The sequence below is a fragment of the Streptomyces sp. NPDC002144 genome (genome assembly GCF_053593695.1).
In genome coordinates this window covers 101,545-126,653 of sequence record NZ_JBSFDB010000028.1, presented here as the reverse complement: position 1 = coordinate 126,653, position 25,109 = coordinate 101,545, and the positions used below count along the sequence as shown (strand labels likewise).

General features: G+C 72.1%; 23 protein-coding genes and 1 pseudogene. 12 read left to right on the top strand and 12 right to left on the bottom strand.

The window, feature by feature from the left end:
• Positions 1-101: 101 nt before the first annotated feature.
• On the bottom strand, positions 102-860 hold the full coding sequence (locus ACWCQ1_RS34650; RefSeq protein ID WP_451028164.1) for an SDR family oxidoreductase: 759 nt from the start codon (positions 858-860) through the stop codon (positions 102-104).
• Positions 861-1,127: 267 nt separating this feature from the next.
• Between ACWCQ1_RS34650 and ACWCQ1_RS34645 the strand changes: the two are divergent.
• A pseudogene (locus ACWCQ1_RS34645) lies at positions 1,128-1,999 on the top strand (alkaline phosphatase D family protein); the annotation flags it as partial.
• Here the strand turns inward: ACWCQ1_RS34645 and ACWCQ1_RS34640 are convergent.
• Complete coding sequence (locus tag ACWCQ1_RS34640; protein WP_451028163.1) at positions 1,986-3,014, bottom strand: Gfo/Idh/MocA family protein; 1,029 nt, start codon at positions 3,012-3,014, stop codon at positions 1,986-1,988. The pseudogene ACWCQ1_RS34645 and the gene ACWCQ1_RS34640 sit on opposite strands and share 14 nt — an antisense overlap.
• Before the next feature lie 87 nt (positions 3,015-3,101).
• On the opposite strand from ACWCQ1_RS34640, the gene ACWCQ1_RS34635 reads away from it, so the two are divergent.
• Genes ACWCQ1_RS34635 through ACWCQ1_RS34615 form a run of 5 tightly spaced genes read left to right on the top strand, consistent with a single transcriptional unit; the run spans position 3,102 to position 8,009 of the window.
• Positions 3,102-4,400, top strand: a complete 1,299-nt coding sequence (locus ACWCQ1_RS34635; RefSeq protein ID WP_358606912.1) for a multidrug effflux MFS transporter — start codon at positions 3,102-3,104, stop codon at positions 4,398-4,400.
• Positions 4,352-5,545: a serine hydrolase domain-containing protein gene (locus tag ACWCQ1_RS34630; RefSeq protein WP_358606909.1), complete on the top strand. Its 1,194-nt coding sequence runs from the start codon at positions 4,352-4,354 to the stop codon at positions 5,543-5,545. The genes ACWCQ1_RS34635 and ACWCQ1_RS34630 overlap by 49 nt, the downstream gene beginning before the upstream one ends.
• Before the next feature lie 12 nt (positions 5,546-5,557).
• The gene (locus ACWCQ1_RS34625; RefSeq protein ID WP_451028162.1) at positions 5,558-6,553 is read left to right on the top strand and encodes a small ribosomal subunit Rsm22 family protein; all 996 of its coding nucleotides are present in this window, start codon (positions 5,558-5,560) and stop codon (positions 6,551-6,553) included.
• 25 nt (positions 6,554-6,578) lie between these two features.
• Positions 6,579-7,274 carry a TetR/AcrR family transcriptional regulator gene (locus ACWCQ1_RS34620; protein WP_358606903.1) on the top strand — a complete coding sequence of 232 codons (696 nt, stop codon included), beginning with the start codon at positions 6,579-6,581 and terminating at the stop codon, positions 7,272-7,274.
• A complete protein-coding gene (locus ACWCQ1_RS34615) occupies positions 7,275-8,009 on the top strand; it encodes a bifunctional DNA primase/polymerase (protein ID WP_358606900.1) in 735 nt (244 codons plus the stop codon). It begins immediately after the preceding gene.
• Between the two features lie 36 nt (positions 8,010-8,045).
• On the opposite strand, the gene ACWCQ1_RS34610 is transcribed toward ACWCQ1_RS34615, so the two are convergent.
• Genes ACWCQ1_RS34610 through efeO form a run of 4 tightly spaced genes read right to left on the bottom strand, consistent with a single transcriptional unit; the run spans position 8,046 to position 12,328 of the window.
• Entirely contained in the window at positions 8,046-9,038 is a 993-nt protein-coding gene (locus ACWCQ1_RS34610) for a hypothetical protein (protein ID WP_358606897.1), read from the bottom strand.
• On the bottom strand, positions 8,998-9,870 hold the full coding sequence (gene efeU, locus ACWCQ1_RS34605) for an iron uptake transporter permease EfeU (RefSeq protein ID WP_451028161.1): 873 nt from the start codon (positions 9,868-9,870) through the stop codon (positions 8,998-9,000). The genes ACWCQ1_RS34610 and efeU overlap by 41 nt, the downstream gene beginning before the upstream one ends.
• Before the next feature lie 3 nt (positions 9,871-9,873).
• Positions 9,874-11,163 (bottom strand): iron uptake transporter deferrochelatase/peroxidase subunit, encoded by a 1,290-nt coding sequence (gene efeB / locus ACWCQ1_RS34600; RefSeq protein ID WP_358606894.1) that lies wholly within the window; start codon positions 11,161-11,163, stop codon positions 9,874-9,876.
• A gap of 13 nt (positions 11,164-11,176) precedes the next feature.
• The gene (gene efeO, locus ACWCQ1_RS34595) at positions 11,177-12,328 is read right to left on the bottom strand and encodes an iron uptake system protein EfeO (protein WP_358606891.1); all 1,152 of its coding nucleotides are present in this window, start codon (positions 12,326-12,328) and stop codon (positions 11,177-11,179) included.
• A 219-nt stretch (positions 12,329-12,547) separates the two neighbouring features.
• Here efeO and ACWCQ1_RS34590 point away from each other — a divergent pair, with 219 nt between their 5' ends.
• Entirely contained in the window at positions 12,548-13,204 is a 657-nt protein-coding gene (locus ACWCQ1_RS34590; RefSeq protein ID WP_451028160.1) for a PhzF family phenazine biosynthesis protein, read from the top strand.
• A 16-nt stretch (positions 13,205-13,220) separates the two neighbouring features.
• Here the strand turns inward: ACWCQ1_RS34590 and map are convergent, their stop codons facing one another.
• The gene (gene map / locus ACWCQ1_RS34585; RefSeq protein WP_358606888.1) at positions 13,221-14,078 is read right to left on the bottom strand and encodes a type I methionyl aminopeptidase; all 858 of its coding nucleotides are present in this window, start codon (positions 14,076-14,078) and stop codon (positions 13,221-13,223) included.
• Between the two features lie 58 nt (positions 14,079-14,136).
• On the opposite strand from map, the gene ACWCQ1_RS34580 reads away from it, so the two are divergent.
• Positions 14,137-14,367: a hypothetical protein gene (locus ACWCQ1_RS34580; RefSeq protein ID WP_133043019.1), complete on the top strand. Its 231-nt coding sequence runs from the start codon at positions 14,137-14,139 to the stop codon at positions 14,365-14,367.
• A 151-nt stretch (positions 14,368-14,518) separates the two neighbouring features.
• On the opposite strand, the gene ACWCQ1_RS34575 is transcribed toward ACWCQ1_RS34580, so the two are convergent.
• Entirely contained in the window at positions 14,519-15,820 is a 1,302-nt protein-coding gene (locus ACWCQ1_RS34575; protein ID WP_133043018.1) for an MFS transporter, read from the bottom strand.
• A gap of 61 nt (positions 15,821-15,881) precedes the next feature.
• Complete coding sequence (locus ACWCQ1_RS34570) at positions 15,882-16,484, bottom strand: hypothetical protein (RefSeq protein WP_451028159.1); 603 nt, start codon at positions 16,482-16,484, stop codon at positions 15,882-15,884.
• Positions 16,485-16,608: 124 nt separating this feature from the next.
• Here ACWCQ1_RS34570 and ACWCQ1_RS34565 point away from each other — a divergent pair, with 124 nt between their 5' ends.
• The 3 genes from ACWCQ1_RS34565 (at position 16,609) to ACWCQ1_RS34555 (ending at position 18,706) form a co-directional block, all read left to right on the top strand.
• Positions 16,609-17,682 carry a sialidase family protein gene (locus ACWCQ1_RS34565; RefSeq protein ID WP_451028158.1) on the top strand — a complete coding sequence of 358 codons (1,074 nt, stop codon included), beginning with the start codon at positions 16,609-16,611 and terminating at the stop codon, positions 17,680-17,682.
• Positions 17,683-17,719: 37 nt separating this feature from the next.
• Positions 17,720-18,436, top strand: a complete 717-nt coding sequence (gene npdG / locus ACWCQ1_RS34560) for an NADPH-dependent F420 reductase (protein ID WP_133043015.1) — start codon at positions 17,720-17,722, stop codon at positions 18,434-18,436.
• A gap of 90 nt (positions 18,437-18,526) precedes the next feature.
• Positions 18,527-18,706, top strand: a complete 180-nt coding sequence (locus tag ACWCQ1_RS34555; RefSeq protein ID WP_133043014.1) for a hypothetical protein — start codon at positions 18,527-18,529, stop codon at positions 18,704-18,706.
• Here ACWCQ1_RS34555 and ACWCQ1_RS34550 read toward each other — a convergent pair.
• Complete coding sequence (locus ACWCQ1_RS34550) at positions 18,696-19,496, bottom strand: site-2 protease family protein (RefSeq protein WP_133043013.1); 801 nt, start codon at positions 19,494-19,496, stop codon at positions 18,696-18,698. The two genes, ACWCQ1_RS34555 and ACWCQ1_RS34550, sit on opposite strands and share 11 nt — an antisense overlap.
• A gap of 205 nt (positions 19,497-19,701) precedes the next feature.
• Here ACWCQ1_RS34550 and ACWCQ1_RS34545 point away from each other — a divergent pair, with 205 nt between their 5' ends.
• The gene (locus ACWCQ1_RS34545) at positions 19,702-23,208 is read left to right on the top strand and encodes an AfsR/SARP family transcriptional regulator (protein WP_451028157.1); all 3,507 of its coding nucleotides are present in this window, start codon (positions 19,702-19,704) and stop codon (positions 23,206-23,208) included.
• Between the two features lie 3 nt (positions 23,209-23,211).
• On the opposite strand, the gene ACWCQ1_RS34540 is transcribed toward ACWCQ1_RS34545, so the two are convergent.
• Positions 23,212-24,021 (bottom strand): ABC transporter permease, encoded by an 810-nt coding sequence (locus tag ACWCQ1_RS34540; protein WP_133043011.1) that lies wholly within the window; start codon positions 24,019-24,021, stop codon positions 23,212-23,214.
• A complete protein-coding gene (locus ACWCQ1_RS34535; RefSeq protein ID WP_451028156.1) occupies positions 24,018-25,043 on the bottom strand; it encodes an ATP-binding cassette domain-containing protein in 1,026 nt (341 codons plus the stop codon). The genes ACWCQ1_RS34540 and ACWCQ1_RS34535 overlap by 4 nt, the downstream gene beginning before the upstream one ends.
• Positions 25,044-25,109: the final 66 nt, after the last annotated feature.

Here is a 25,109-nt window from a genome sequence, read left to right as displayed (position 1 = left end):
CTGTGTAGGCGATTTGAGCATAGGCCTGCGACCGGCCGCAATGGTCCGGATGCAGAAATTCCGCTTGTAAGAGTTGACGAGTTGACGGTCGGTCGGCGCCGTCAGCCCCGCCCCACGTACGGCATCGCCGTGGCCAGCACCGTCGCGAACTGCACGTTCGCCTCCAGCGGCAGCTCCGCCATGTGCCGCACGGTGCGCGCCACATCGGCGACGTCCATCACCGGCTCCGGCACCACCGAACCGTCCGCCTGCAACGCCCCCGTCTCCATCCGCCGCGTCATGTCGGTCGCCGCGTTGCCGATGTCGATCTGCCCCACGGCGATCCGGTACGGCCGCCCGTCCAGGGACAGCGACTTGGTCAGGCCGGTCAGCGCGTGCTTGGTCGCCGTGTAGGCGACGGACAGCGGCCGGGGCGTATGCGCCGAGATCGAGCCGTTGTTGATGATCCGTCCGCCCTGCGGGTCCTGCTGCTTCATCTGCCGGAAGGCTGCCTGCGCGCACAGGAACGCCCCATTGAGGTTGGTCTCCACCACATGCCGCCACGCCTCGTACGGCAACTCCTCCACCGGCACCCCGCCCGGCCCGAACGTCCCCGCGTTGTTGAACAGCAGGTCCACCCGCCCGAACCGCTCCACGGCGGCAGCGAACAGCGCGGCCACGTCCTCCGGTTGCGACACGTCGGTGCGTACGGCCAGCGAGGCCCCCTCGGCCACCAGCGCCGCCGTCTCCGCCAGCGTCCCGGGCCGCCGCCCCGCCAGCACCACCGACCAGCCCGCCCGCGACAGCTCCACGGCGACCGCCCGTCCGATCCCGGACCCCGCACCGGTCACCACAGCGGTCTTCGATTCCCTCTGCGTCATGTCCGGCAGCGTAGGCGAGCGTCCGGCGCGTGGAACCGGTCCATCCGCATCCGGGTGTCGTGGACCCGACAAAGCGTGTCGCCCCGGTCCCGCCGCCCGTCCGCTCCCTCAACTGTGGCGGGAGGACTGAATGACCATCACCACACGCCGCTCGCGCTGGCACGCCCCCGAGTACCGCGCCGCCCCCGGCAGCTCGGCCGGCGCCGCTTCCTGACCCTGACCGCGGCCGCCGCGGCCCTCGCCTTCACCGTCGACCTGCCCGCGACCGGCACCGCGGCGGCCGCCACACGCGTGCTCCCCGACCTCTACGACCACGGGACCGAGACCCTCGACGACTACCGGCTGCGCTACGCCCTCTACCGCTCCGACCCCGACCTGCGCGCCGCGCACGCCGCGCACCCCTTCGTCGTCACCTGGGACGACCACGAGACCGACAACAACTACGCCGGTTCGATCCCCGAGGACGGCACCCCGCCGGCCGACTTCCTGCTGCGCCGGGCCACCGCCTACCGCGCCTACTGGGAGAACCAGCCCCTGCGCGCCCCGCAGCTGCCCGTCGGCCCCGACGCCCGGCTCTACCGGCGGCTGCGGTGGGGCCTGCTCGCCCAGTTCGACGTCCTCGACACCCGCCAGTACCGCTCCGACCAGGCCTACGGCGACGGCAAGCACGTCCCCGGGCCCGAGTCCGAGGACCCGGCCCGCACCATGACCGGCGCCGCCCAGGAACGGTGGCTGATCGACGGCTGGAGGGCCTCCAGGGCGCTGTGGAACGTCGTACCGCAGCAGTCGCCAACTTGATGGTGCTCAGCGGCGATGTGCACGTGGCGTACGCCTTCGACATCAAGGACGACTTCGACGACCCGTCGTCGCACACCCTGGGCACCGAGATCGTGACCACCTCGATCGCCAGCGGCCAGGACGGCACGGAGAAACCCGCGAACTGGGACACGTACATGACCGCCAACCCGCACTTGAAGTTCTACGACGGCCGGCGCGGCTATGTGAAGGTCACGCTGGACGAGACGGCGGCGCGGGCCGACTTCAAGGCCGTGCCGTACGTGACCACGACCGGCGCGCCCGTCTCCACCGCGGCCTCCTTCGTGACGGAGGTGGGCGCGCAGGGGCTCAAGCCGGCGTGAGGGCCGGGTCCGGCGCGCCGTCCTCCCCCGGGTAGCGGACGCCGACGCGCTCACGGATCGCGTCGAGCGTCCGCATCACGGCGAGGGAGCCGTCGAGCGGCACGAGCGGCGACTCGGTCTCACCGGCCCGCAGCGCGCGCATGACCTCGCGGGCCTCGTGCCTGAGACTGTTGCGCGGCCCGTCCGCCGGGTCGGCGGCGAACTCCTCCGGGTCGCGGCCGTCGCGGTGCAGCACGAACCGGTCCGGGAAGAAGAAGCCGTGCGGAATGTCGATGCGACTCTGCGAGCCGGTGACGGAGGCCGAGGTCGCCGTACCGCCGACGATGGAGCAGTGCACCGAAGCGAGAGCGCCGCTCTCGAAGGAGAGCAGTGCACCCGTCTGGAGATCGACGCCCTCGTCGGAGAGCACCGCTCTCGCCGTCACGTCCGACGGCTCGCCGAGCAGCAGCTGCGCGAACGACACCGGATAGACCCCGAGATCCAGCAGCGAGCCGCCGCCCTGCAGGGGGTCGCGCAGCCGGTGCGAGGGAGGGAAGGGTCCTGCCAGCCCGAAGTCGGCCTGTACATGGCGCACTTCACCGATCGCTCCGTCGTCGACCATCCGCTTTAGCCGCCGCACCAGCGGATTGCAGTACATCCACATCGCTTCCATCAGGAAGCTCCCGCGCTCCCGCGCCAGCGCGACCAGCTCCTCGGCCTCGCGCGCGTTCAGCGTGAACGCCTTCTCGCACAGCACGTTCCGCCCGGCCTCCAGGCACAGACCGGCGGCCGCCCGGTGCGCCGAGTGCGGGGTGGCGACGTACACGACATCGATGTCCGCGTCAGCGGCGAGTGCGGCCCAGTCGCCGTAGGCCCGCTCGATGCCGAAACGCTCCGCGAACGCCTTCGCCGACGCCTCGGTCCGCGAGGCCACCGCCACCACCTCGGCGTCCGGCAGATCGACCAGATCCGCCGTGAACGCGGCCGCGATCCCACCGGTCGCCAGGATGCCCCACCGCACACTCTCCGCCGTCATGCCCGCCCCACCATCGCTCGTGCGATCCTCGCCACTGTGTACGAGCTGAGAGCATAGGTGGCGTATCGATCGGAAAGGGAGGGGCATATGGCCGAGCAGGGGGCCTCGACACCACAGATCACACAGGCGGCCGGAGCGGAAGCGGAACCGGCCGCCGTCCGCGCCGTGCGCCGGACCGGTCTGCTCGTCACCTTCATCCTGGGCGGCCTCACCGCCACACCCCCGCTGGCGATGGACATGTACCTCCCCTCGCTGCCCGAGGTCACCCACGCCCTGCACGCCCCCGCCGCCACCGTCCAGCTCACCCTGACCGCCTGTCTGCTCGGCATGGCGCTCGGACAGCTGGTGGTCGGCCCGATGAGCGACAAATGGGGCCGCCGCCGCCCGCTGCTCACCGGCCTCGCGGTGTACGTCCTCGCCACCGCCCTGTGCGCGTTCGCGCCGAACGTCGAGGTCCTGGTCGCCTTCCGGCTGGTGCAGGGCCTCGCGGGCGCGGCGGGCATAGTGATCGCCCGGGCGGTCGTGCGCGACCTGTACGACGGCACGGCGATGGCCCGCTTCTTCTCCACCCTGATGCTGATCTCCGGGGTCGCCCCGATCGTCGCGCCGCTGATCGGCGGACAGATCCTGCGGGTGACGGACTGGCGCGGGGTGTTCGTGGTCCTCACCGTCGTGGGCCTGCTGCTCGGCGCGCTGGTGTGGACACGGCTGCCCGAGACCCTGCCGCGCGCCGAGCAGCACGCGGGCGGTGTCGGCGAGGCCCTGCACTCGATGCGCCGGCTCCTGGCCGACCTGCCCTTCACCGGCTTCATGCTGGCGGGCGGCTTCGCGTTCGCGGCGCTGTTCGCGTACATCTCGGCCTCCCCCTTCGTCATCCAGGACATCTACGGCGCCTCCCCGCAGACCTTCAGCCTCCTGTTCGGTCTGAACTCGGTCGGGCTCGTGATCGTCGGGCAGATCAACGGCAAGGTGCTGGTGGGGAGGGTCAGCCTGGAGAAGGCCATGGGCGTGGGCCTGGCGGTGGTGATCGCTGCCGCGACCGCCCTGCTGCTGATGTCGACCGGCGCCCTGGGCGCGGTGGGCCTCGCCCCCGTCGCCGCCGCGCTCTTCGTCCTGATGTCGGCGATGGGCGTGACACTGCCCAACGCCCAGGCGCTCGCGCTGATGCGCACCCGGCACTCCGCCGGCTCCGCCTCCGCGCTGCTCGGCACCTCCTCCTTCCTCATCGGCGCCGTCGCCTCCCCGCTGGTCGGGATCGCCGGCGAGCACACGGCCGTACCGATGGCCGTCGTCCAACTGGCGGCCGCACTGGTGGCCCTGGCCTGTTTCATGGGAATGTGCCGTCCCTGGAACACACGTGCGGATACGGAGGGAGCAGGGAGCTGAGCGCGCCGAGACTGCGCGGCGACACCGCGGAACGGGCCGGACTCGATCCCGTGGAGCTGCGTCACCTCGTCCAGGAGGTCAGCGACCTCACCACCGGGGCACGCCCCTGGGCCGCGGGCACCGTCGTGGTCGCCGGACGCGGGCCGGTGATCGCCGTCGAGGAGGCGGCGGGGTGGGCCGTCCGGTACTCCGGCTACGACGAGGAGACCGACGCGGGCATCGAACTGGCGGCCGCGAAACGCGTCCCGATGACCGTCGGCACGCCCTTCGACCTGGCCTCCCTCACCAAGCTGTTCACCTCCGTCGCCGCGGTCCAGCAGATCGAGCGGGGCACCCTCGGCATCGACGCCCGGGTGGGCGCCTACCTGCCGGAGTTCCGGGCGGCGGCACGGCACGGGATCACCGTGCGGGAACTGCTCACCCACACCTCGGGGCTGCGGCCCGAACTGCCGCTGCACGACTGCGCGGACGACACCGAGCGCATGGCGATGCTGCAGGCCGAGGCGCCGATCGGCGTGCCCGGCACCTACACCTACTCCGACCTCAACATGCTGCTCCTGCAGTACGTCCTGGAACGCGTCACCGGCCGCACGCTGGACGTCCTGGTCCACGAGGGCATCACCAGGCCGCTGGGCATGACGTCCACCGACTTCGGCCCCTGCCCCGGAGCGGCGGCGACCGAGGACCAGCGGCGGCCGTGGGCCAAGGCGGACCGGGGGATGCTGCGGGGCGTCGTCCACGACGAGAACGCGTGGGCGCTCGGGGGAGTGGCCGGCCACGCCGGGCTCTTCTCCACCGCCCGCGACCTCGCGGTGTTCTGCCGCACCCTGCTGGCCGGCGGCTCCTACGGCCCCGCCCGCATCCTCGGCCCGGACTTCGTGGAGCTGCTGCTGACGCCCCCCGGCCTGGGCTTCGCGGTGGACCAGCCCTGGTTCATGGGCGAACTGGCGGGACGCGGGGCGGCGGGCCACACCGGCTTCACGGGCACGTCGCTGGTCCTGGACCCGGCGACGGACACCTTCCTGGTGCTGCTGGCGAACACCGTCCACCCCCGCAGACGGCAGCCGGACAGCAGACCGCGGGCGGCCGCGGCCACCCGGCTGGCACGGGCCGTACGAGGTATCGGACCGGTCGCCAGAACCTGAGAGAATCCCCCGGTGAACGCCCCCGAATCCCCGGCCGAGACCCTCCGCTCCACCCTCGCCGCGCTCCTCGACGGCCTGCCGCCCAGGCAGGCCGCGAACGCCGTCGACCGGCTGATCGCGAACTACCGGGGCGCCACCCCCACCGACGCGCCCATCCTGCGCGAGGGTGCCGACGTGGCCGCCTACGCCGCGTACCGGATGCCGGCGACCTTCGAGGCGGTACGGGCGGCCCTGGACGCCTTCGCGGCGGCCGTGCCCGGGTTCATGCCCGCCACCCACACCGACGTCGGCGGGGGCACCGGGGCCGCCACCTGGGCCGTCAGCGCCACCTGGGCCGGCGAGCGCGACATCGCCGTGCTGGACTGGTCCGAACCCGCCCTCGCCCTCGGCGAGGAACTCGCCGCCGCCAACCCGGCGCTGCGGGGCGCCCGTTGGCAGCGCTCCCGGATCGGAGCGGCGCTCACCCTCGAGAGCACCGATCTCGTCACCGTCTCCTACGTCCTCAACGAACTCACCGAGTCCGACCGCGCCGCCCTCGTCGACGCCGCCGCGGCAGCCGCCCGGGCCGTCGTGATCGTCGAGGCCGGCACCCCCGCCGGATACGCCCGCGTCATCGAGGCCCGCCGGCGGCTGACCGACGCCGGCTTCCAGGTCGCCGCGCCCTGCCCGCACAGCGCCGCCTGCCCGATCGCCCCCGGCACCGACTGGTGCCACTTCTCCGCCCGGGTCAGCCGCTCCTCCCTGCACCGCCAGGTCAAGGGCGGCTCCCTGGCGTACGAGGACGAGAAGTTCAGCTACGTCGCCGCCACCCGTCTGCCCGCCGCCCCCGCCCCCTCGCGGGTGATCCGGCGCCCGCAGATCAGGAAGGGCCAGGTCCTCCTCGACCTGTGCGAACCCGACGAACAGCTGCGCCGCACCACCGTCACCAAACGCCACGGCGACCTCTACAAGGCGGCCCGGGACGCCGACTGGGGCGACCCCTGGCCGCCGGACGCCGCACGGCCGTAGAAACGCGACCCGATACCGTCGGACCATGGTCAAGAAGTCCCCGCCCGACTCCGCCCGCCGCAGCGAGAAGTCCCGTCGCGCGATCTACGACGCCGCGCTCGCCCTCGTCGCGGAGGTCGGGTACCCGAGGACGACCGTCGAGGGGATCGCCGCGCGGGCCGGTGTGGGCAAGCAGACCATCTACCGGTGGTGGTCCTCCAAGGCGGAGGTCCTGCTGGAGGCGTTCCTGGACCTGGGCGAGCGGACCGCGCGGGAGGCCGGGCAGGAGCCCTGCACGATCCCGGACACCGGCGACCTCGCCGCCGACCTCAGGGCCGTACTGCGGGCGACCGTGGACGAACTGCTCGCCCCCCGCTTCGACGCCCCCTCCCGCGCGCTCGCCGCCGAGGGACTCGTCAACGAACGGCTCGGCCGTGAATTCGTCGCCAAACTGCTCGAGCCGCAGCTGCGGTTGTACGTCGAGCGGCTGCGCTCGGCCCAGGACGCCGGGCAGGTCCGCGCCGACGTCGACCCGCGCATCGCCCTGGAACTCTTCGTCTCACCCCTCGCCCAGCGCTGGCTGCAGCACACCGGCCCGATCTCCCACGCGTACACCGACACCCTCGTCGACTACGCCCTGTACGGCATCGCCCCCCGTCGACAGGGGCCCCGTCCCCCCGAAGCGGAGGAAGATGGGACCATAGGGCATGCTGTTCCGCACGACAGCGAGGCGAGGGGATAGATGAGCGCGGAGTTCGGCGGCCGCACCGGCCGGCAGGGCAAACTCTCCCAGTGGCTGCGCGGACGCCGCCCCAAGGAGGACGGCGCCGACGACGGCGGCCGTGAGGCCCTGCTGCTGGCCGCCGCCGGGGCGGGCCTGCCGCTCGCGCCCGCCGCCCACCCCGCCCCCGGCTACCGCTGCTCCTGCGACCGCGTGGGCTGTCCCACGCCCGCCCGCCATCCCGTGTCCTTCGCCTGGCAGACGCAGTCCACCACCGACCGCGCCCAGATCGAGCGCTGGGCCCGCCACCAGCCGCAGGCCAACTTCATCACCGCGACCGGCATGGTCCACGACGTCCTGGACGTACCGCTGGAGGCCGGCCGGGAGGCGCTGGCGCGGCTGCTGGACGCCGGCGTCGAGGTCGGCCCGGTCGCCGAGAGCGACGACGGCCGGCTGCTGTTCTTCACCCTCACCCGGGGCACCCCCGAGGACGAGGACGAGTGGTGGCCCTGCGAGCTGGACTGCCACCCCGAGACCATGGACGAGCACCACGGCCTGCGCTGGCACTGCCGCGGCTCCTACGTCCTCGTACCGCCCGCCCGGCTCCCCGGCGACCAGGGTGTGCACTGGGTGCGCGGCCCCGAGCACCCGCTGCCCGACCCGCTGACCCTCCTGGAAACCCTCACCGACGCCTGCGCCCGCCACGCCGGCGAGGCCGCCGACCACGCGAACACGGCCTGGCCCCTGCGCCACTGAGCGGCCACTGGGCGCCATTGAGTGGCCGGGGCGGTCCTAGGAGCCCTGGGCCGAGGTCAGGCCCTCCAGGCGGGAGACCAGCGACACCGGGCCGCTGCCCTTCGGGTCCACGGCGACCCCGTTCGAGACGAACTCCATCGTCAGCGACTGCTTGATCTCGCCGCTCGTCAGCGCCTGCACGCTCGCGTTCGGCGTGGGGATCGAGGCGTCCGCCGCGGCGGTCTCCTTCTCGTAGCGGCGGGTGGTGAAGAACACCAGCGCGCCGCCGTCCGCCGTGCGCAGCGCCAGCGGGGCGTAGTCGCCGCTGGTCAGCGGTTCGTCGATGTACTGCGTGACCAGGCCGGGCTTCTTCGCGTCCTTCGCCCGGTCGGCCCGCCAGCCACTGGTGTGCGGTCCGTCGGCGAAGGTCTTCCCGCCGTTCTTCAGGTACGCGGTGTAGGTGCGGCTCATGTCCTGGGGCGCGACGGCCAGTTGGGCGGAGTCCGCGGGAACGGCCTGCGCCCACCCGTCCTTGTCCGTCCTGATCCGCGGCAGCGAGCCCGGGGTGATCAGCGTCAGGTACGCCACCTGGAAGGGCTCGGCCAGGCTGCCGCGGGTGAACACCAGCAGCCAGTGCAGGCTGCCGCCCTTGTTGCCCTTGGCCTCGGCGACGAACCAGCGCGGCCAGCCGGCCTTCTTGGGGATGATGAACGTCGCGTTCGTCAGCTCCAGCGGCGTGTGCGCGGGATTGCCGCCCGGGCTCGTCCTGTGACCGGCCTTCAGCCGGGCCGCGTCGATGTCCCCGAGGGCGCCGGTGACATGGGCGGCGTCCAGCGAACTGTCGTACGCCTTGTCCGCCTTGTTGTACGCGGCCGTGAACTGCGTCAGCGCCTTGGCGGCCTCCGCGCGGGTGGAGGAGGGGAGCACCTCGCGCTCCCCGTGCACCACCACGCACCCGCTCGCCGTGAGCGACAAAGCGGTCACCGTGGCCGCTATCAGTAGCCTCCGGTCAAGCCTGCGGAGCCTTCGAGGGCCGCGATCCCTGGTCATCAGGTGTCTTCACCTTCCCCTTCCCGGAGGCGAACCCTACCGGGGCGAAGAACACCGCGAGCGTCGGGATCAGGTACAGCAGCCACACCGTGACCTGGAGGACGGTCGGGTCGGGCTGGAAGTTGAACACGCCCTTCAGCAGGGTCCCGTACCAGCTGTCCGGCGGGATGGTGCCGGAGATGTCGAAGGCCACACTGGTCAGGCCGGGCAGGATGTCGGCCTCCTGCAGATCGTGGAAGCCGTACGCCAGTACGCCCCCTGCGACCACGACCAGCATGCCGCCGGTCCAGGTGAAGAACTTGGCCAGGTTGATCCTCAGCGCGCCCCGGTAGAACAGCCAGCCCAGGAGGACCGCCGTGGCCAGACCGAGCGCCACGCCGATCAGCGGCCGCGGGGTGCCGTCGCTCGCCGCGTGCACCGACGCCCACACGAACAGCGCGGTCTCCAGGCCCTCCCGGCCGACGGCGAGGAAGGCGGTGGCGACCAGCGCGCCCGTGCCCATCGCGAGGGCCGCGTCCAGCTTGCCGTGCAGTTCGGACTTCAGATGCCGGGCCGTGCGCCGCATCCAGAAGACCATCCACGTCACCAGGCCGACCGCGACGATCGACAGGGAGCCGCCGAGCGCCTCCTGCGCCTGGAACGTCAGCTCCTGGGAGCCGAACTCCAGGACGAAACCGAAGCCCATCGCGATCAGGACGGCGATGGAGATGCCGATCCAGATGGGCCGGATGGCGTCCCGGCGCTCCGTCTTGACGAGGTAGGCGATCAGGATGCAGACGACGAGGCTGGCCTCCAGCCCCTCGCGCAGGCCGATCAGATAGTTGGAGAACACGGGCTACGCCTCCTTGGCGAACAGCGTGCTGCCCCACCAGTCGTCCTGGTCGCGGACGCCCGGCGGGACGGCGAAGACCGCCGAACCCACGTGCTGGATGTACTCGTTGAGCGCGTCCTGCGCCGACAGCCTGCGCTGCAGCGGGATGAACCCCTTGCGCACGTCACGCTGGTAGGCCAGGAAGAACAGGCCCGCGTCCAGGCGGCCGAGGCCGTCGGTGCCGTCGGTGAAGGAGTACCCCCGGCGCAGGATGGTGATCCCGTCGTTGGAGTCGGGGTGCGCCAGCCGCACGTGCGCGGTGGGCTTCATCGCCTTCAGGAACGGCTCGTCGTGCTCCTTGGCCTTGCCGACCGGGGCGCCCTCGCCCTTGTCCCGGCCGAAGACGTCCTCCTGCTCCTGCAACGAGGTGCGGTCCCAGGTCTCGATGTGCATCCGGATGCGCCGGGCGACCAGGTAGGAGCCCCCGGTCATCCAGTCCGGCCCGTCCTTCTCGCCGACCCACACGAACTTCTTCAGCCGGTCGGTCTCCGTGCCCGCGATGTTGCGGGTGCCGTCCTTGAAGCCCATCAGGTTGCGCGGGGTCTGCGCGTCCGGGGTCGTGGAGGAGGTCTTGCCGAAGCCGAGCTGCGACCAGCGGATGTTGACCGTGCCCATGCCGATGCGGGCCAGGTTGCGGATCGCGTGCACCGCCACCTGCGGGTCGTCCGCGCAGGCCTGGACGCACAGGTCGCCGCCGGTGCGGGACTTGTCGAGGTTGTCGCCGGCGAACTGCGGGAGGTCCACCAGGGCCTCGGGCCGCTTGTCCGCGATCCCGAACTTCTCCCCGTACTTCTCGAACAGGGACGGACCGAAGCCGATGGTGAGGGTCAGCCGGGAGGGCTTCAGGCCCAGCGCCTCGCCCGTGTCGTCCGGCGGGGCCTCGGCCAGACCGCCGTACGCGCCCTCGCCGACCGCCTTCCCGGCCGTCATCCGGCGCGCGGCCTCGGTCCAGTCCTTCAGCATCCGCACGAACGCGGCGCGGTCCTCGGTCTGCACGTCGAACGTGGCGAAGTGCAGCCTGTCCTGGACCGGTGTGGCGATGCCCGCCTGGTTGGCGCCGTGGAAGGCGACCGCGGCGCCCGTCTCGGCGGCGGCCGGGTCCACGTCGTCGCCGACGCGGCTCATCGCGACCGCGCCGCCGGCCGCGGCGGCACCGAGCGCGAGGCCCGCGCCGCCCCAGCCGATCAGGGAACGCCGGGAGGGCTGTTTCTGCGCGGAGGTGTCCGCGGTGGTGGCTTCCTGAGTGTCCGTCATGGTCGTCTCGTCCCTACTTCACGACGGCGGCGGCGAGCTTGGACAGCGGCTCGGCGAGCGCGTTCACCGCGTCCGAGAGCTCCTTGCGCTGCTCCTTGGTGACGGTCGTGTACGACACGAAGCCGTTCTGCGCCTTGTCCTGCGCCTTGGTGGAGCGGTACTTGTCGAGCGTGGTGTTCAGCGCGGCGAACTGCGCGTCCAGCTCGGTGGTCAGCGCCTTGTCGTTCTTCTGCGCGACCGGCTTGAGCAGTTCGTACGCCTTCTGGGCGCCCTCGACGTTGGCCTTGAAGTCGCTCAGGTCGGTGTGCGAGTAGCGGTCCTCCTCACCGGTGACCTTGCCGGTGGCGACCTCGTCGAGCAGTTCCTTGGCGCCGTTGGCCATGGAGGTCGGGGTGATCTCCGCCTTGCCGACCCGCTGCTGCCAGTCCTTCAGGTCGGTGACCAGCCGGTCGGCGAGGGTCTTCTGCTCGGCGCCGATCTTCTTGTCCTGCCACAGCGCCTTCTCCAGCGCGTGCCAGCCGGTCCACTTCTGGCCGGCCTCCAGGCCGTCGGCGCGGGTGTCGGTCTTGGGGTCGATGTCGCCGAAGGACTCGGCGATCGGCTCGGTGCGCTCCCAGCCGACGCGGGAGGGGGCGTAGGCGTTCTGCGCGGCGGTGAGGTCGCCCTTCTTGATCGCGGCGGCGAAGGTCTCCACCGCCGGGACGGTCTGGTCGGCCTGCTCCTGTGCGTACTCGCGGTAGGCGGCGACCGCCTTGTCCAGCCGGGGGTCGCGCTGGGCGACCGCGCCGGAGCCGGTGACCGTGAGCTTCTGGCGGACGCCGTGGCCCTTCATGCCGGGGCGGCAGGCGATCTCGTACTCGCCCGCCTTGACCTCGGCGGTCAGGGTGTACTTCGTGCCCGGCCCGATGTTCTCCTTCTCCGACACGATCCGGTCGTCGGGGAAGAGGATCTCGACCTCGGTGGCCTTGGAGCCCTTGTTCTCGATGCTCAGCGTGACGTGACCGGCCGGTGTCGACTTCGCGGAGGTGTCGCACGTGGAGTCCGCGGCGGTGACCCGTATCGCGTCCTTGGTGTCCGCTTTGCTCTTCTCGGTGCAGCCCGTGACGGCGGTCAGAGCAGCCGCGGTGGCGACGGCGGTGACGACGGAGAGTCTGGCGGCTCGCATGCAGGCTCCAAAGGGTGGCGAGAAATCGCGTGTCGGACGGACCAAAAGATTGGTGAGGCTCGCCTAACTTACCTAAGGCTTACCTGCGTGATACCCCGCCATACGGTGATTCAGCTCTCATGGACGCCGTACTGGCACGGGACGATCACGCCGTCCTAAAGCGCACACCAAGGAATGGTCAAAGGAAATTCAAAGGTTCGGGGGTGCTTCAATGCCCCCGTGACCGACTACGACGTGCTCCGCGTCTTCTGCGCACCCAACGGCGGATACGGCAACGAACTCGGCGTCGTCCGCGAGGGATCCGTCATGCCCGACCCCGCGGAGCGACAGGCGTTCGCCGCGAAGCTCGGGTTCAGCGAGACCGTGTTCGTCGATGACCCCGAGCGCGGCGTCATCGACATCTACACCCCCTCCGTACGCCTGCCCTTCGCCGGCTACCCCTGCGTCGGCGCGGCCTGGCTGCTCGACGTGGAGGAGCTGGTCACGCCCGCCGGCCTCGTCGGGGCGCGCCAGGACGGGGAGTTCTGCTGGATCGAGGCCCGGCCCGAGTGGGTCCCGCCGCGCACCCTGCGCCAGTACGCCTCGGCCGCCGAGGTCGTCGACCTGCCCGTCCCCCCGAAAGGCGAGTGGATCTACGCCTGGGCCTGGGAGGACGAGGCGGCCGGCCGGATCCGCGCCCGCGGCTTCCCCGGCCGCGACGACGGCATCGACGAGGACGAGGCGACCGGCGCCGCGGCCCTGCTGCTGACCGACCGCCTGGGCCGCGCGCTGAACATCACCCAGGGCGCCGGCTCCCAGATCCTCACCGCCCCGCAGCCCTACGGCTGGGTGGAGATCGGCGGCCGGGTCTACCTGGAACGCCAGCCGGAGCGCTGAGTCCCCGGCGACCGGCTTACGGCAGCGTCAGGATGTCCGCGCCGGTCTCCGTCACCACCAGCGTGTGCTCGAACTGCGCCGTGCGCCTGCGGTCCTTGGTGACGACCGTCCAGCCGTCGTCCCACATGTCGTACTCGTGCGTCCCGAGCGTCAGCATCGGCTCGATCGTGAACGTCATGCCCGGCTGCATCACGGTCGTCGCGTGCGGGCTGTCGTAGTGCGGGATGATCAGGCCCGAGTGGAACGACGAGTTGATCCCGTGCCCCGTGAAGTCCCGCACCACCCCGTACCCGAACCGCTTCGCGTACGACTCGATGACCCGCCCGATGACGTTGATCTGGCGGCCCGGCTTGACCGCCTTGATCGCGCGGGTGAGCGACTCCCGGGTGCGCTCCACCAGCAGCCGCGACTCCTCGTCCACCTCCCCGACCAGGTACGTCGCGTTGTTGTCGCCGTGCACCCCGCCGATGTACGCCGTCACGTCCAGGTTGACGATGTCGCCGTCCCGCAGCAGCGTCGAGTCCGGAATGCCGTGGCAGATCACCTCGTTGACGCTGGTGCACAGGGACTTCGGGAAGCCCCGGTAGCCGAGCGTCGACGGATAGGCCCCGTGGTCGCACATGTACTCGTGCGCCACCTTGTCCAGCTCGTCGGTGGTCACCCCGGGCGCGATGAGCTTCGCGGCCTCCGCCATCGCCCGGGCGGCGATCCGCCCGGCGACCCGCATCGCCTCGACCGTCTCGGGCGTCTGCACCTCGGGCCCGGTGTACGGCGCCGGCGCGGGCTTGCCGACGTACTCGGGCCGGCGGATGTGTCCGGGAACGGAACGGGTGGGAGAGAGCTCCCCTGGAACGAGCAGCGACTGGCCAGACATGCCAGCGAGTCTAACGAGCCGGGGTGGGGGAACATGTCGGAGGCGAGAGGAGCTGGTCATGGCCTTGTTCAAGAAGCGGACGGTCGGGAAGCCGGGGGAGTGGTTCTACTGCCTCGAGCACAAGAAGGTGGAGGAGGGGCCGGAGTGCCCCGCCAAGGACCGGTTCGGGCCGTATGCCTCCCGGCAGGAGGCCGAGCACGCGATGCAGACCGCGCGTGAGCGCAATCTCGAGTGGGAGAACGACCCCAAGTGGCATGACGCCCCCGCGGGGAGCGCGGACGAGGACTGATCAGGCCTGGGCGTAGGGCCTGTCGCGAAAGTCCGGCCTGGTCCCCCCGCCGCGCGAGGTTGTCCGGGCTCGGCGGAGCTCGCGCGGCGGGGGGACCCATGACGCCGCAGGACCCGCCCTCCGGCGGCGGACGGGACTCGCGCAAGAAGCCTCAGGCCGGTGCGGCTGCCGTTCGGCGGGCGCGCAGCCGCAGGGCGTGCTCGTTCGTGCGGACGTCGTAGGTCATCAGCCCCGGCAGGCACAGGGCGAGGAGGCCCACGGCGCCCGCGCACAGCAGGCCGCCGGACCACACGGAGGTCCGTACGCCCCACCAGGCGGCGAATCCTCCGGAGCGGACCTGGCCCACGGTGGGGCCGATGGAGTACGACAGCAGTTCGATCCCGGCGAGCCGCCCGCGCAGCTCGTCCGGGATCGTCTGGTTCCACATGGCGCCCCGGAAGATCCCGCTGACCATGTCGCAGCCCCCGGCCACGGTCAGGAACAGCAGGACCAGCCATACGTTGCCCACGACCCCGGCGCCGGCGATCGCCACGCCCCAGAGCGCGGCCGACAGCACCACCATCCGTCCGTGCCGGTGCACCCGCGAGGTCCAGCCGCTGGTCAGGCTCACCAGCATCGAACCGAGCGGCACGGTGGCGTACATCAGCCCCAGCGACCAGTTCGCGTGCAGTTCGTCCGCGAGGAACGGCAGCACGGCGAGCGGCATCGCCAGGAACATCGCCGCGAGGTCGACGGCGTAGGTGCCGAGCAGCTCCTTGCGGCTCCAGGCGTAACGGGCGCCCTCCGCGATGGCCGCCAGCGACGGCTTCGCGGCCTCGTGCGAGGCCGGCGACGCGGCGATCGGGATCATGAGCGCCACCGAGACGACGAAGGTCGCCAGGTCCGCGCCGTACGCCGAGCCGAGCCCCGCGTACGCCACCACCACACCCGCCAGCGCCGGACCCGCGACACCGCCGACCGTCCAGCGCAGGGAGTTCAGCGCGCCCGCGGCCGGCAGGTGCTCATGGGCCACGATCCTGGGCCACAGGGAGTCGATCGCCGGGCGCTGGAGCGATACCAGGGCGGAGGACAGCGCGGCCACGACGTACAGCGGCCACACGGCGGGACGCGGCAGCAGCGCGTTGAGCAGCAGCGCGGCCGACAGCAGCCCCTGCCCGGCCTCCGTCCAGATGATCAGCCGGCGCTTGTCCAGCGCGTCGGCGAGCGCCCCGCCGTACAGCCCGAACAGCACCAGCGGCAGCAGTTCCACGGCGCCGATCGCCCCGACCGCGGCCGTCGAATCCGTCAGCTCCTTCAACTGCACCGGCAGCGCGACGAACGTCAGGAAGCTCCCGAACGTCGAGATCGCCCCCGACACCCACAGCCGCCGGAAGTCGGCGGAGGCCCGCCAGGGCGTGAGATCGGGCAGGAGGGCGCGGAGCCGGGAGGCGGATGCGGGGGAGTCGTCGGTCACGACCGGCCATGGTCGGCCGGGGCGCGGACCGGGAGCAACCGCTTTTCCCGCGACACCGCGTCTACCAGCCGGTCGGCGGCGGTGCCGTCAGCTGGTCCGCCAGCCGGGACAGAAGGTCGCGCAGCCGCCGATGGACGCGCGGAGCCGGCAGAAAGTTCTCGCCGGCCGCCGCGCTGACCAGATGCTGCACCGTGTCCAGATCCAGCTCCGAGCCGTCCGGGACGGCGAGCGACTCATGGGCCATCGACTCCATCTCGCCCTCGCCGCCGCCCAGCGCCAGCACCGTCGCCCCGGCCCGCCGCGCGTCGTGCACCCGCTCCAGCAGCGGAACGTCGGGGCAGCTCGGGGAGACCAGCAGCAGCGTCTCACCGCGCCGGGCCGCCGCCAGCCGTCCGAGCCCGACCGACAGATGCGCCGGATCCGACGCGCGCGCCCCATGCCGTACGAGAGTCGGCGCCAGCTCCGGCGTGCCCGACCACGCGGCCTCGTCCACCAGATGCGCCGCCAGATGCCAGGGCTCGTACTCCGGTGTCCCCACCAGCAGCAGCCCGCCCCCGTGCGACACCACCGACCCGCGCAGCGCGCCCGCGAACCGCCGGGTGGCGCCCAACCACTCGGTCCCGGCGAGGACTTCACGCAGCAACGCGACACGTACGGCGTCCATGGGCCCGCATCCTGCACCAAACGGGCACTCGTGGCCCGCAGTTCACCCCGAATTCGCCCGACCTGGGGATGGGAGCGGCCTACCGCGAGTGAGTGAGCGAAGACGATCACCGAGGAGCGCGTACATGGCCGAGACCACCGTCCCCTTCCGCGCCGGCCGCGACGGACACGCCAGTTACCGCATCCCGGCGGTCGTCGTCACCGCCGCCGGCACCCTCCTGGCCTTCTGCGAGGGCCGGGTGGACTCCGCGAGCGACCACGGGCACATCGAGATCGTGCTCCGGCGCTCCACCGACGGCGGCCGCACCTGGGGCCCCCTCCAGGTCGCCGCGAGCAACGGCTCCGACCTCGCCGGCAACCCGGCACCCGTCGTCCTCGACACCGGCCGCGTCCTGCTCGTCCACGTCCGCTCCGCCGCCTCGGCATCCGAGGACCTGATCCTGCGCGGACAGGTCGGCGAGGCCGACGGACGCCGGGTGTGGGTGCGGCACAGCGACGACGACGGGGTGACCTGGTCGAGCCCGAGGGAGATCACCGACCAGGTGAAGCGGCCCGGCTGGCGCTGGTACGCCACCACCCCCGGCCACGCCCTCCAGCTGCGCTCCGGCCGGGTCGTCGTCCCCGCCAACCACACCCTCCCGCCCACCGGCACCGACGTCGGCACCGAGGCCAAGTACAACGGCGGCCACTGCCTGTTCAGCGACGACCGCGGCGAGTCCTGGTTCCTCGGATACGTCGACGACAACACCGACGGCTACATCAACGCCAACGAGACCACCGCCGCCGAACTCCCCGACGGACGCGTCTACTTCAACACCCGCAACGACTCACCCTCCCCCGGCAACCGCGCCGACGCCCACTCCGAGGACGGCGGCGAGACCCTGCGGATCCCCTTCCGCCCCCAGGCCGGCCTCGACGGCCCCGTCTGCCAGGGGAGCCTCCTGCAACTCCACGACCCGGACGTCCTGCTCTTCTCCGGCCCGGCCTTCCCGTCCGCCCGCGCCCTCATGACCATCCGCGCCTCCACCGACGGCGGCCGGACCTGGCGCCCCGCGTACACGGCCGACGGCCTGCCCGCCGCGTACTCCGACCTGGTCCGCGTCGACCCCGAGACCGTCGGACTCCTCAACGAGACGGGGGACTTCGGCCCCTACGAGCGCATCGCCTTCCGGCGGGTGCCCGTGACGCGGCTCACCTGAGCGCCGGGGGCGGCCGGGGCGGACGTAAAGTCGGCCCATGACCTCTACCGACAGTGCTGCACAGATCCCCGCGAAGGCCCCCGCCAAGGACCCCTGGGACCTCCCCGATGTCTCCGGGCTCGTCGTCGGGGTGCTCGGCGGGACCGGGCCGCAGGGCAAGGGGCTGGCCTACCGGCTCGCCAAGGCCGGCCAGAAGGTGATCATCGGCTCGCGGGCCGCCGAGCGGGCGCAGTCCGCCGCCGAGGAACTCGGCCACGGAGTCGAGGGCGCCGACAACGCGGAGTGCGCGCGCCGCAGCGACGTCGTGATCGTCGCCGTACCGTGGGACGGGCACGGCAAGACCCTGGAGTCGCTCCGCGAGGAACTGGCCGGGAAGCTGGTCGTCGACTGCGTGAACCCGCTCGGCTTCGACAAGAAGGGCGCCTACGCGATCAAGCCGGAGGAGGGCAGCGCGGCCGAGCAGGCCGCGGCCCTGCTGCCGGACTCGCGGGTGACCGCCGCCTTCCACCATCTGTCGGCCGTGCTGCTCGAGGACCCGGAGATCGCCGAGATCGACACCGATGTGATGGTGCTGGGCGAGGAGCGGGCCGACGTCGAGATCGTGCAGGCGCTCGCGGGCCGCATCCCCGGCATGCGCGGCATCTTCGCCGGCCGGCTGCGCAACGCCCACCAGGTCGAGTCCCTGGTCGCCAACCTGATCTCCGTGAACCGCCGCTACAAGGCCCACGCCGGGCTCCGTGTCACGGACGTGTGAGCGGGTGGGGGACACTGGAGGCGGAAACAGTGTCCCCCGAGTCCGTCACTTCGCAGTTCACACCGAGTCCGCCGACAGGAGCCGACCGAAATGCCCCGCCTCGCCCTCTACGCCCTGATCGTCTGCGTGCTCTCCGTGGCCGCCGCGGTGGTCTCATTCGTCCAGGGCAGCTGGCTGGGCGTCGTGTGGGTACTCCTGGCGAGCCTGTCGTCGAACATGTGCTGGTACTACGTCAAGCGGGCCCGGGACGCCCGCCGGGTCACGAGCTGATCGAGCAGAACTCGTTCGTACCCTGCCAGAAGCGGTAGAGCTCCTGACCGCAGTACGAGTCGAAGTCGCTGATCCCCAGGCTGCGCAGGATCGAGTCGATCACGTCGAAGAAGGCGCTGTTGACCGACGGCACCCACAGCAGCGCGAACACGAACAGCAGGCCGAACGGCGCGAAGGGCTCCACCTGCCGCTTGACCTTGTACGACAGCCAGGGCTCGATGACGCCGTAGCCGTCCAGGCCGGGCACGGGCAGGAAGTTCAGAAGCGCGGCCGTGACCTGGAGCAGCGCGAGGAAGGCGAGCGCGAAGCGGAAGTCGCGGGGGACGCCGTCCAGGGCGTGCAGCCAGAACGGGGCGGTGCAGACGACGGCGAACAGGACGTTCGTCAGCGGCCCGGCGGCGGAGATGAGACTGTGCCGCCACCGCCCTCGGATGCGGTTGCGCTCGATGAAGACGGCACCGCCCGGCAGCCCGATCCCGCCCATGATCACGAACAGCACCGGCAGCACGATGCTGAGCAGGGCATGCGTGTATTTAAGGGGGTTCAGGGTCAGGTAGCCCTTGCTGCCGACGGTGATGTCGCCGCTGTGCAGGGCGGTGCGCGCGTGTGCGTACTCGTGCAGGCACAGGGACACCACCCAGGCCGCGGTCACGAACAGGAACACGGCCACGCCCGGCTGCTCGGCGAACCCGGACCAGGTGGCCCAGCCGGTGACCGCCGTGACGGCGAGAATGCCGACGAAGACGGGGCTCATCCGCCGGTCGCTGTGGCGGGTGGTCGCGGTGGTCATGGGGCTCCCTGGACTGAACGTGCACGCGATGGGACGCCCGACGGTACCGGGCACAGGTGAAAACGTCTCGCGGTGGGGCCGAGGTTCCGGGGAAGGTGGGGCATGGCTCCGGCGGGGCGTGGCTCAGGCGGGCCTGTGCTCCTGCTTCGCCTCCGCCACCCCGCCCGACCGAATCCCGTGACCGGCCCCCGAGCCACCGGAGACAATGGACCCCGTGCGCTATCGCATCCTCGGTACAGCTCAGGCGTTCCGGCCGGACGGCAGCCCCGTCGCCGTCGGCGGGGCGCGGCTGCGTGCCCTGCTCACCGTGCTCGCCCTGCGGGCCGGCCGCACCGTGCCCGTCCGCACGCTCGTCGACGAGGTCTGGGACGGCGACCCGCCCGCCGACGCGTCCGGCGCGCTGCAGGCATTGGTCGGACGACTGCGGCGCACGCTCGGCGCGGACGCGATCGCCTCGGTGGAGGGCGGCTACCGCCTCACCGCCACGCCCGACGACATCGACCTGCACCGTTTCGAACGGCTCACCGGCGAGGGCACCCGAGCCCTGGCCGACGGCGACCCCGCCAAGGCGGCCGGTGTCCTCGACGACGCCCTCGCCCTGTGGCACGGCCCCGTCCTCGCCGACCTCCCCGACGGCACCGCCCACACGGCCCGTCTGGAGACCCGCCGCCTGGACGCCCTGCGCGCCCGCCACACCGCCGCGCTCGCCCTGGGCCACGCCGAACAGTCGCTGCCCGAACTGACCGCCCTGTGCGACACCCACCCCCTCGACGAACCCCTCCAGTCCCTGCGCCTGCGCGCCCTGCGCGACGCCGGCCGCACGGCGGAGGCACTCGCCGCCTTCGAGGACGTACGACAACTGCTCGCGGACCGGCTGGGAGCCGACCCCGGGCCCGAACTGAGGTCCCTGTACGGGGAGTTGCTCCGCCCGGAAGAGCGGAACGAGCCGGCCGGCGGGCGCGGGCGCGGCGCATCGGGCCCGGCGAACTCCGCTGTCGGGAGGGCGAGTTCGCCCGGCACCCTCGGCGGGGGAGCGCCGGGCACGGCATCCGCGCCGGGCGCGCTCCCCACCCCCGGCACGACACCCACCCCGGGCACGCACGCGGGTCCGACCACACATGGCGCCCCGATGGGCGCGACCGCCGACCGCACCCCACTCGCCGCCCCCGACTCCGGGAGCCCTGCCACCCCCCAACCCCCCGGCAACCTCCGAGCCCGGCTCACCTCCTTCGTCGGGCGGGAAGCCGACATCGAGGCCATCCGGGGGGACCTCCGTGCGGCTCGGCTGGTGACTTTGCTCGGGCCAGGTGGGGCCGGGAAGACGCGGTTGTCGCAGGAGGCCGCCGAGGCCGTGCGGGACGGTGCGCGGGACGGGGTGTGGCTGGCGGAGCTCGCTCCCGTCGACCACCCGGACGCCGTACCGGAGGCCGTGCTGACCGCCCTGGGCGCCCGGGAGACCGTGCTCTACGGCGCCGGCGCCGAGGCCATGCGGGCGGCCGGGAACGACCGGCACGACGACCCGGTGGAGCGGCTGGCCGAGCACTGCGGCAGGCGGCGGATGCTGATCGTCCTCGACAACTGCGAGCACGTCGTCGAGGCCGCCGCGCGGCTCGTGGAGGAGCTGCTGGAGCGCTGCCCCGAACTGACGGTACTGGCGACCAGCCGCGAACCCCTCGGCGTACCGGGGGAGTTGCTGCGCCCGGTGGAGCCGCTGCCCGAGCCGGTCGCGCTGCGGCTGTTCGCCGACCGGGGAGCGGCCGCACGGCCGGGGTTCCGGATCGAGGACGATCCCGCGGCGTGCGCCGAGATCTGCCGGCGGCTCGACGGACTGCCCCTCGCCATCGAGCTGGCGGCCGCCCGGCTGCGGATGTTGACGCCGCGTCAGATCGCGGACCGGCTGGACGACCGCTTCCGGCTGCTGACCTCCGGCAGCCGAACCGTCCTGCCCCGCCAGCAGACCCTGCGGGCGGTCGTCGACTGGTCCTGGGACCTGCTCGACGAGGAGGAGCGGGACGTGCTGCGCCGGCTGTCCGTCTTCGCCGGCGGCTGTGACCTCGCCGCCGCGGAGGCCGTCTGCGGACCCTCCGCCCTGGACGTGCTCGGCTCGCTCGTCGACAAGTCCCTCGTGGTCGCCGCCCCTTCGGATGACGGCGGCATGCGCTACCGGCTCCTGGAGACCGTCGCCGAGTACGCCGGCGAGCGCCTCGACGAGGTGGGCGGGCGCATGGAGACCGAGCGCGCCCATCTGACGTACTACCGCGAACTCGCCCGCACCACCGACCCGTTGCTGCGCGGCCCGCGACAGCTCGCCGCCATCGCCCTGCTGGAGCGCGAGTACGAGAACCTGCGTACCGCCCTGCGGCACGCGGTCGCCGAACGCGACGAGCAGGAGGGCCTCTGCCTCGTCCTGTCGCTGGCCTGGTACTGGCAGATGAGGGACGCGCGCATCGAGGCCCGCAACTGGTGCGCCGAGGTCATGGCCCTGGGCCCCGACCCCTTCACCGCCCCCGTCCGGCGCGCCGTACCCGTCTGGCAGCGCTGCAGCGAGGTCCCGCCGCCGTACACCGGCGACCTCCTCGACGAGGCCCGGCGCGGTGTCCATCTCGCCCATCTGGCGTGTATGGACACCGAGTTGGAGGCCTGGGAGACCCCGGCGGCGAAGGAGAAGCTGCGGATCATCAGCGAGGTGTACGAGCCCGGCCTGCCGCAGACCTGCCATTCCCCCGGCCTGCTCTGGTTCTTCGCGGTGATGCTGTCCGGCAGTGTGGAGCGGCTGCCGGTGATCCTGAACGCCTGCGTCGAGACCTGCCGGGCCACCCCGGGCATGGAGTGGGACCTCGCCGCCGTCCTGCAGATGCGCGCCAACCTCCTCGCCAACCGCAGCGACTGGGCGGGCGACGCGGCCCGTGACGCCGACGAGTCGCTGGAGATCTACCGGCGGCTCGGCGACCTGTGGGGCACCGCCGAGGCGCTGTCCGCGCGCGGGGAGGCCCATGAACGTGTCGGCGAGTACCGTCTCGCCGCCGCCGACTACGAGGCCGCGATCGAGCAGGCCGGGCGCCTCGGCGCACGCGCCCAGATGGCCGTACTGGGCGCCAGGCTCGGCAGCGCGCTCATGGAGGCCGGCGAGACCGAGCGGGGCGAGCGGATCCTGCGCGAGGTGATCGACAGTCAGGAGGGCTCGGGCACCGAGGCCATGCCCGCCGCCCGGATGTTCCTCGCCGGACGCCTCGGCATGACGGGGCGCATCCCGGAGGCGCGCGAGCAACTGCGGCTGCTGCGCGAGGAGTTCAAGATCGCGCACTTCGTCGTCTTCGAAGCGTTCATCCTCGGTTCCGAGGCCTGGCTCGAGGCGCTCGACGGCAACTACGCACTCTCGCTGGACATGACCCGGCAGTGCCTGGAACGGGCCGCCGACCCGCTGACCGTGGCCATCGCCCCGCACATGAACCCGCTGTACCTGGCCCTCTCCGCGATCGGCCTCGCCGAGACCGACGGCGGCCGCCGTGCCCGGGACGGCGCCCGCGCCCTGGGCGCGGCCGAGGCGTCCCTGCCGCCGAGCCATGTGGCGACGTGCCTGGAGCGCGAGGTGTACGAGCGGGCGCGACGGCACACCCTGGCCGTGCTCGGCGACGCGGAGTACGAGGCCGCGTACGCCGAGGGCGGCGGCCTCTCCCTCGCGGAGGCCACCGCCCTGGTCCGGGACCGCTGAACGTCAGCTCTTGGTGCGGAACTTGTGGATCGCGTACGGCGCGGCGATCGCCGTGATCGCCACCGACCAGCCCAGCGTCACCCACAGGTCGTGCGCGACCGGGCCGCCCACCATCAGTCCGCGCGCCGCGTCGGCGAGGGTGGAGAGCGGGTTGTAGTCGGTGAAGGTCTGCAGCCAGCCCGGCATGGACTTCGTCGGCGCGAAGATCGACGAGCCGAACTGCAGCGGGAACAGCACCAGGAAGCCCATCGCCTGCACGGACTGGGCGTTCTTCAGGACCACGCCGAGGGTGAGGAACACCCACATGATCGACGAGGCGAACACCGCGGACAGGCCCACGGCCGCCAGCAGACCGCCCCAGTGATGGATGTGGAAGCCGACGAGCACGGCGACGATCATCAGCACGGTCGTCGCGAACAGCATCCGCAGCAGCTCCACCGTGATCTTGGCGAAGAGCACGGAGCCGCGTCCGATCGGCAGGGACCGGAAGCGGTCCATGACACCGGAGTTGAAGTCCTGGCTGAAGCCGGTGCCGACGCCCTGGGAGAGCGTCATGCTCATCATCGCGATCATGCCCGGGATGACGTACTGCACGTACCCGTCCTGACCGCCGCCCAGCGCCTGTCCGATCGAGCCGCCGAAGACGTACACGAACAGCAGGGTGAAGACGACGGGCATCAGCAGCGCGTCGAACATCGACTCGGGGTCCTGCCGGATCCACAGCAGGTTGCGGCGGATCAGGGCGCCGGTGTGGCGCAGGTGTCCGCGGAGGGGGATGCGGGTGTCGGACGCGGTGACGGTGGCGGCGCTCATACGGCGACCTCCTCGCGGGTGTCGGCGGGCACGGTGTCCTGCGGGGCGCTGGCGCGGTGGCCGGTGAGGGAGAGGAACACCTCGTCCAGGCTGGGCAGTTCGGTGGTGATGGAGGAGAGGGTGATGCCGCGGGCGGTCACGGCCGAGACCACGGCGGTCAGCTGCTCGTCGCTGAGGATCGGGACCAGGACGGTACCGCTGTCGGCGTCGACGGTCGTGGTCGCGAGGCCGGTGATGCCGAGCTTGTCGAGGGCGGTGGCGAGCGGCCGCAGCTGCACCGGATCGGCGGGCCGCACCCGCAGCGTCCGGCCGCCGACCTTCGCCTTCAGCTCCTCGATGCCACCGCCGGCGATGACCTTGCCCCGGTCGACGACGGTCAGCTCGGAGGCGAGCTGCTCGGCCTCCTCCATGTACTGCGTGGTGAGCAGGACGGTCACGCCGTCGCCGACCATGGCCTTGACCTCGTCCCAGACCTCGTTGCGGGTGCGGGGGTCGAGTCCGGTCGTCGGCTCGTCCAGGAACAGCACCTGGGGCCGGCCGATCATGGAGGCGGCGAGGTCGAGCCGGCGCCGCATACCGCCGGAGTAGGTGCTCGCGGGCCGCTTGGCGGCGTCCGTCAGCGAGAACCGCTCCAGCAGCTCGTCGGCGCGGGCCCGGGCGTCCTTGCGCGGCAGGTCGAGCAGGCGCCCGATCATGTAGAGGTTCTCCCAGCCGGGGAGCTTCTCGTCGACGGAGGCGTACTGCCCGGTCAGCCCTATGACCCGGCGCAGCTGGCGGGGCTGGCGCAGTACGTCGTACCCGGCGACCGTCGCCTGACCGGCGTCGGGGCTCAGCAGGGTGGACAGAATCCGCACGAGGGTGGTCTTTCCGGCGCCGTTCGGCCCGAGGACACCCATCACGGTGCCCTCGCGCACGTCCAGGTCGACCCCGTCCAGCGCCTTGGTCTCGCCGTAGTGCTTGACCATCCCCCGTACGGTGACGGCGTTCTCGCCGCCGCTGGAGTTCTTGTCGATTCGTGTCATGCCGAGAACGGTGCCAGCCCCGGCCTACAAACCACCGACACATCACCTACAGGCCCGTGCCGGTGC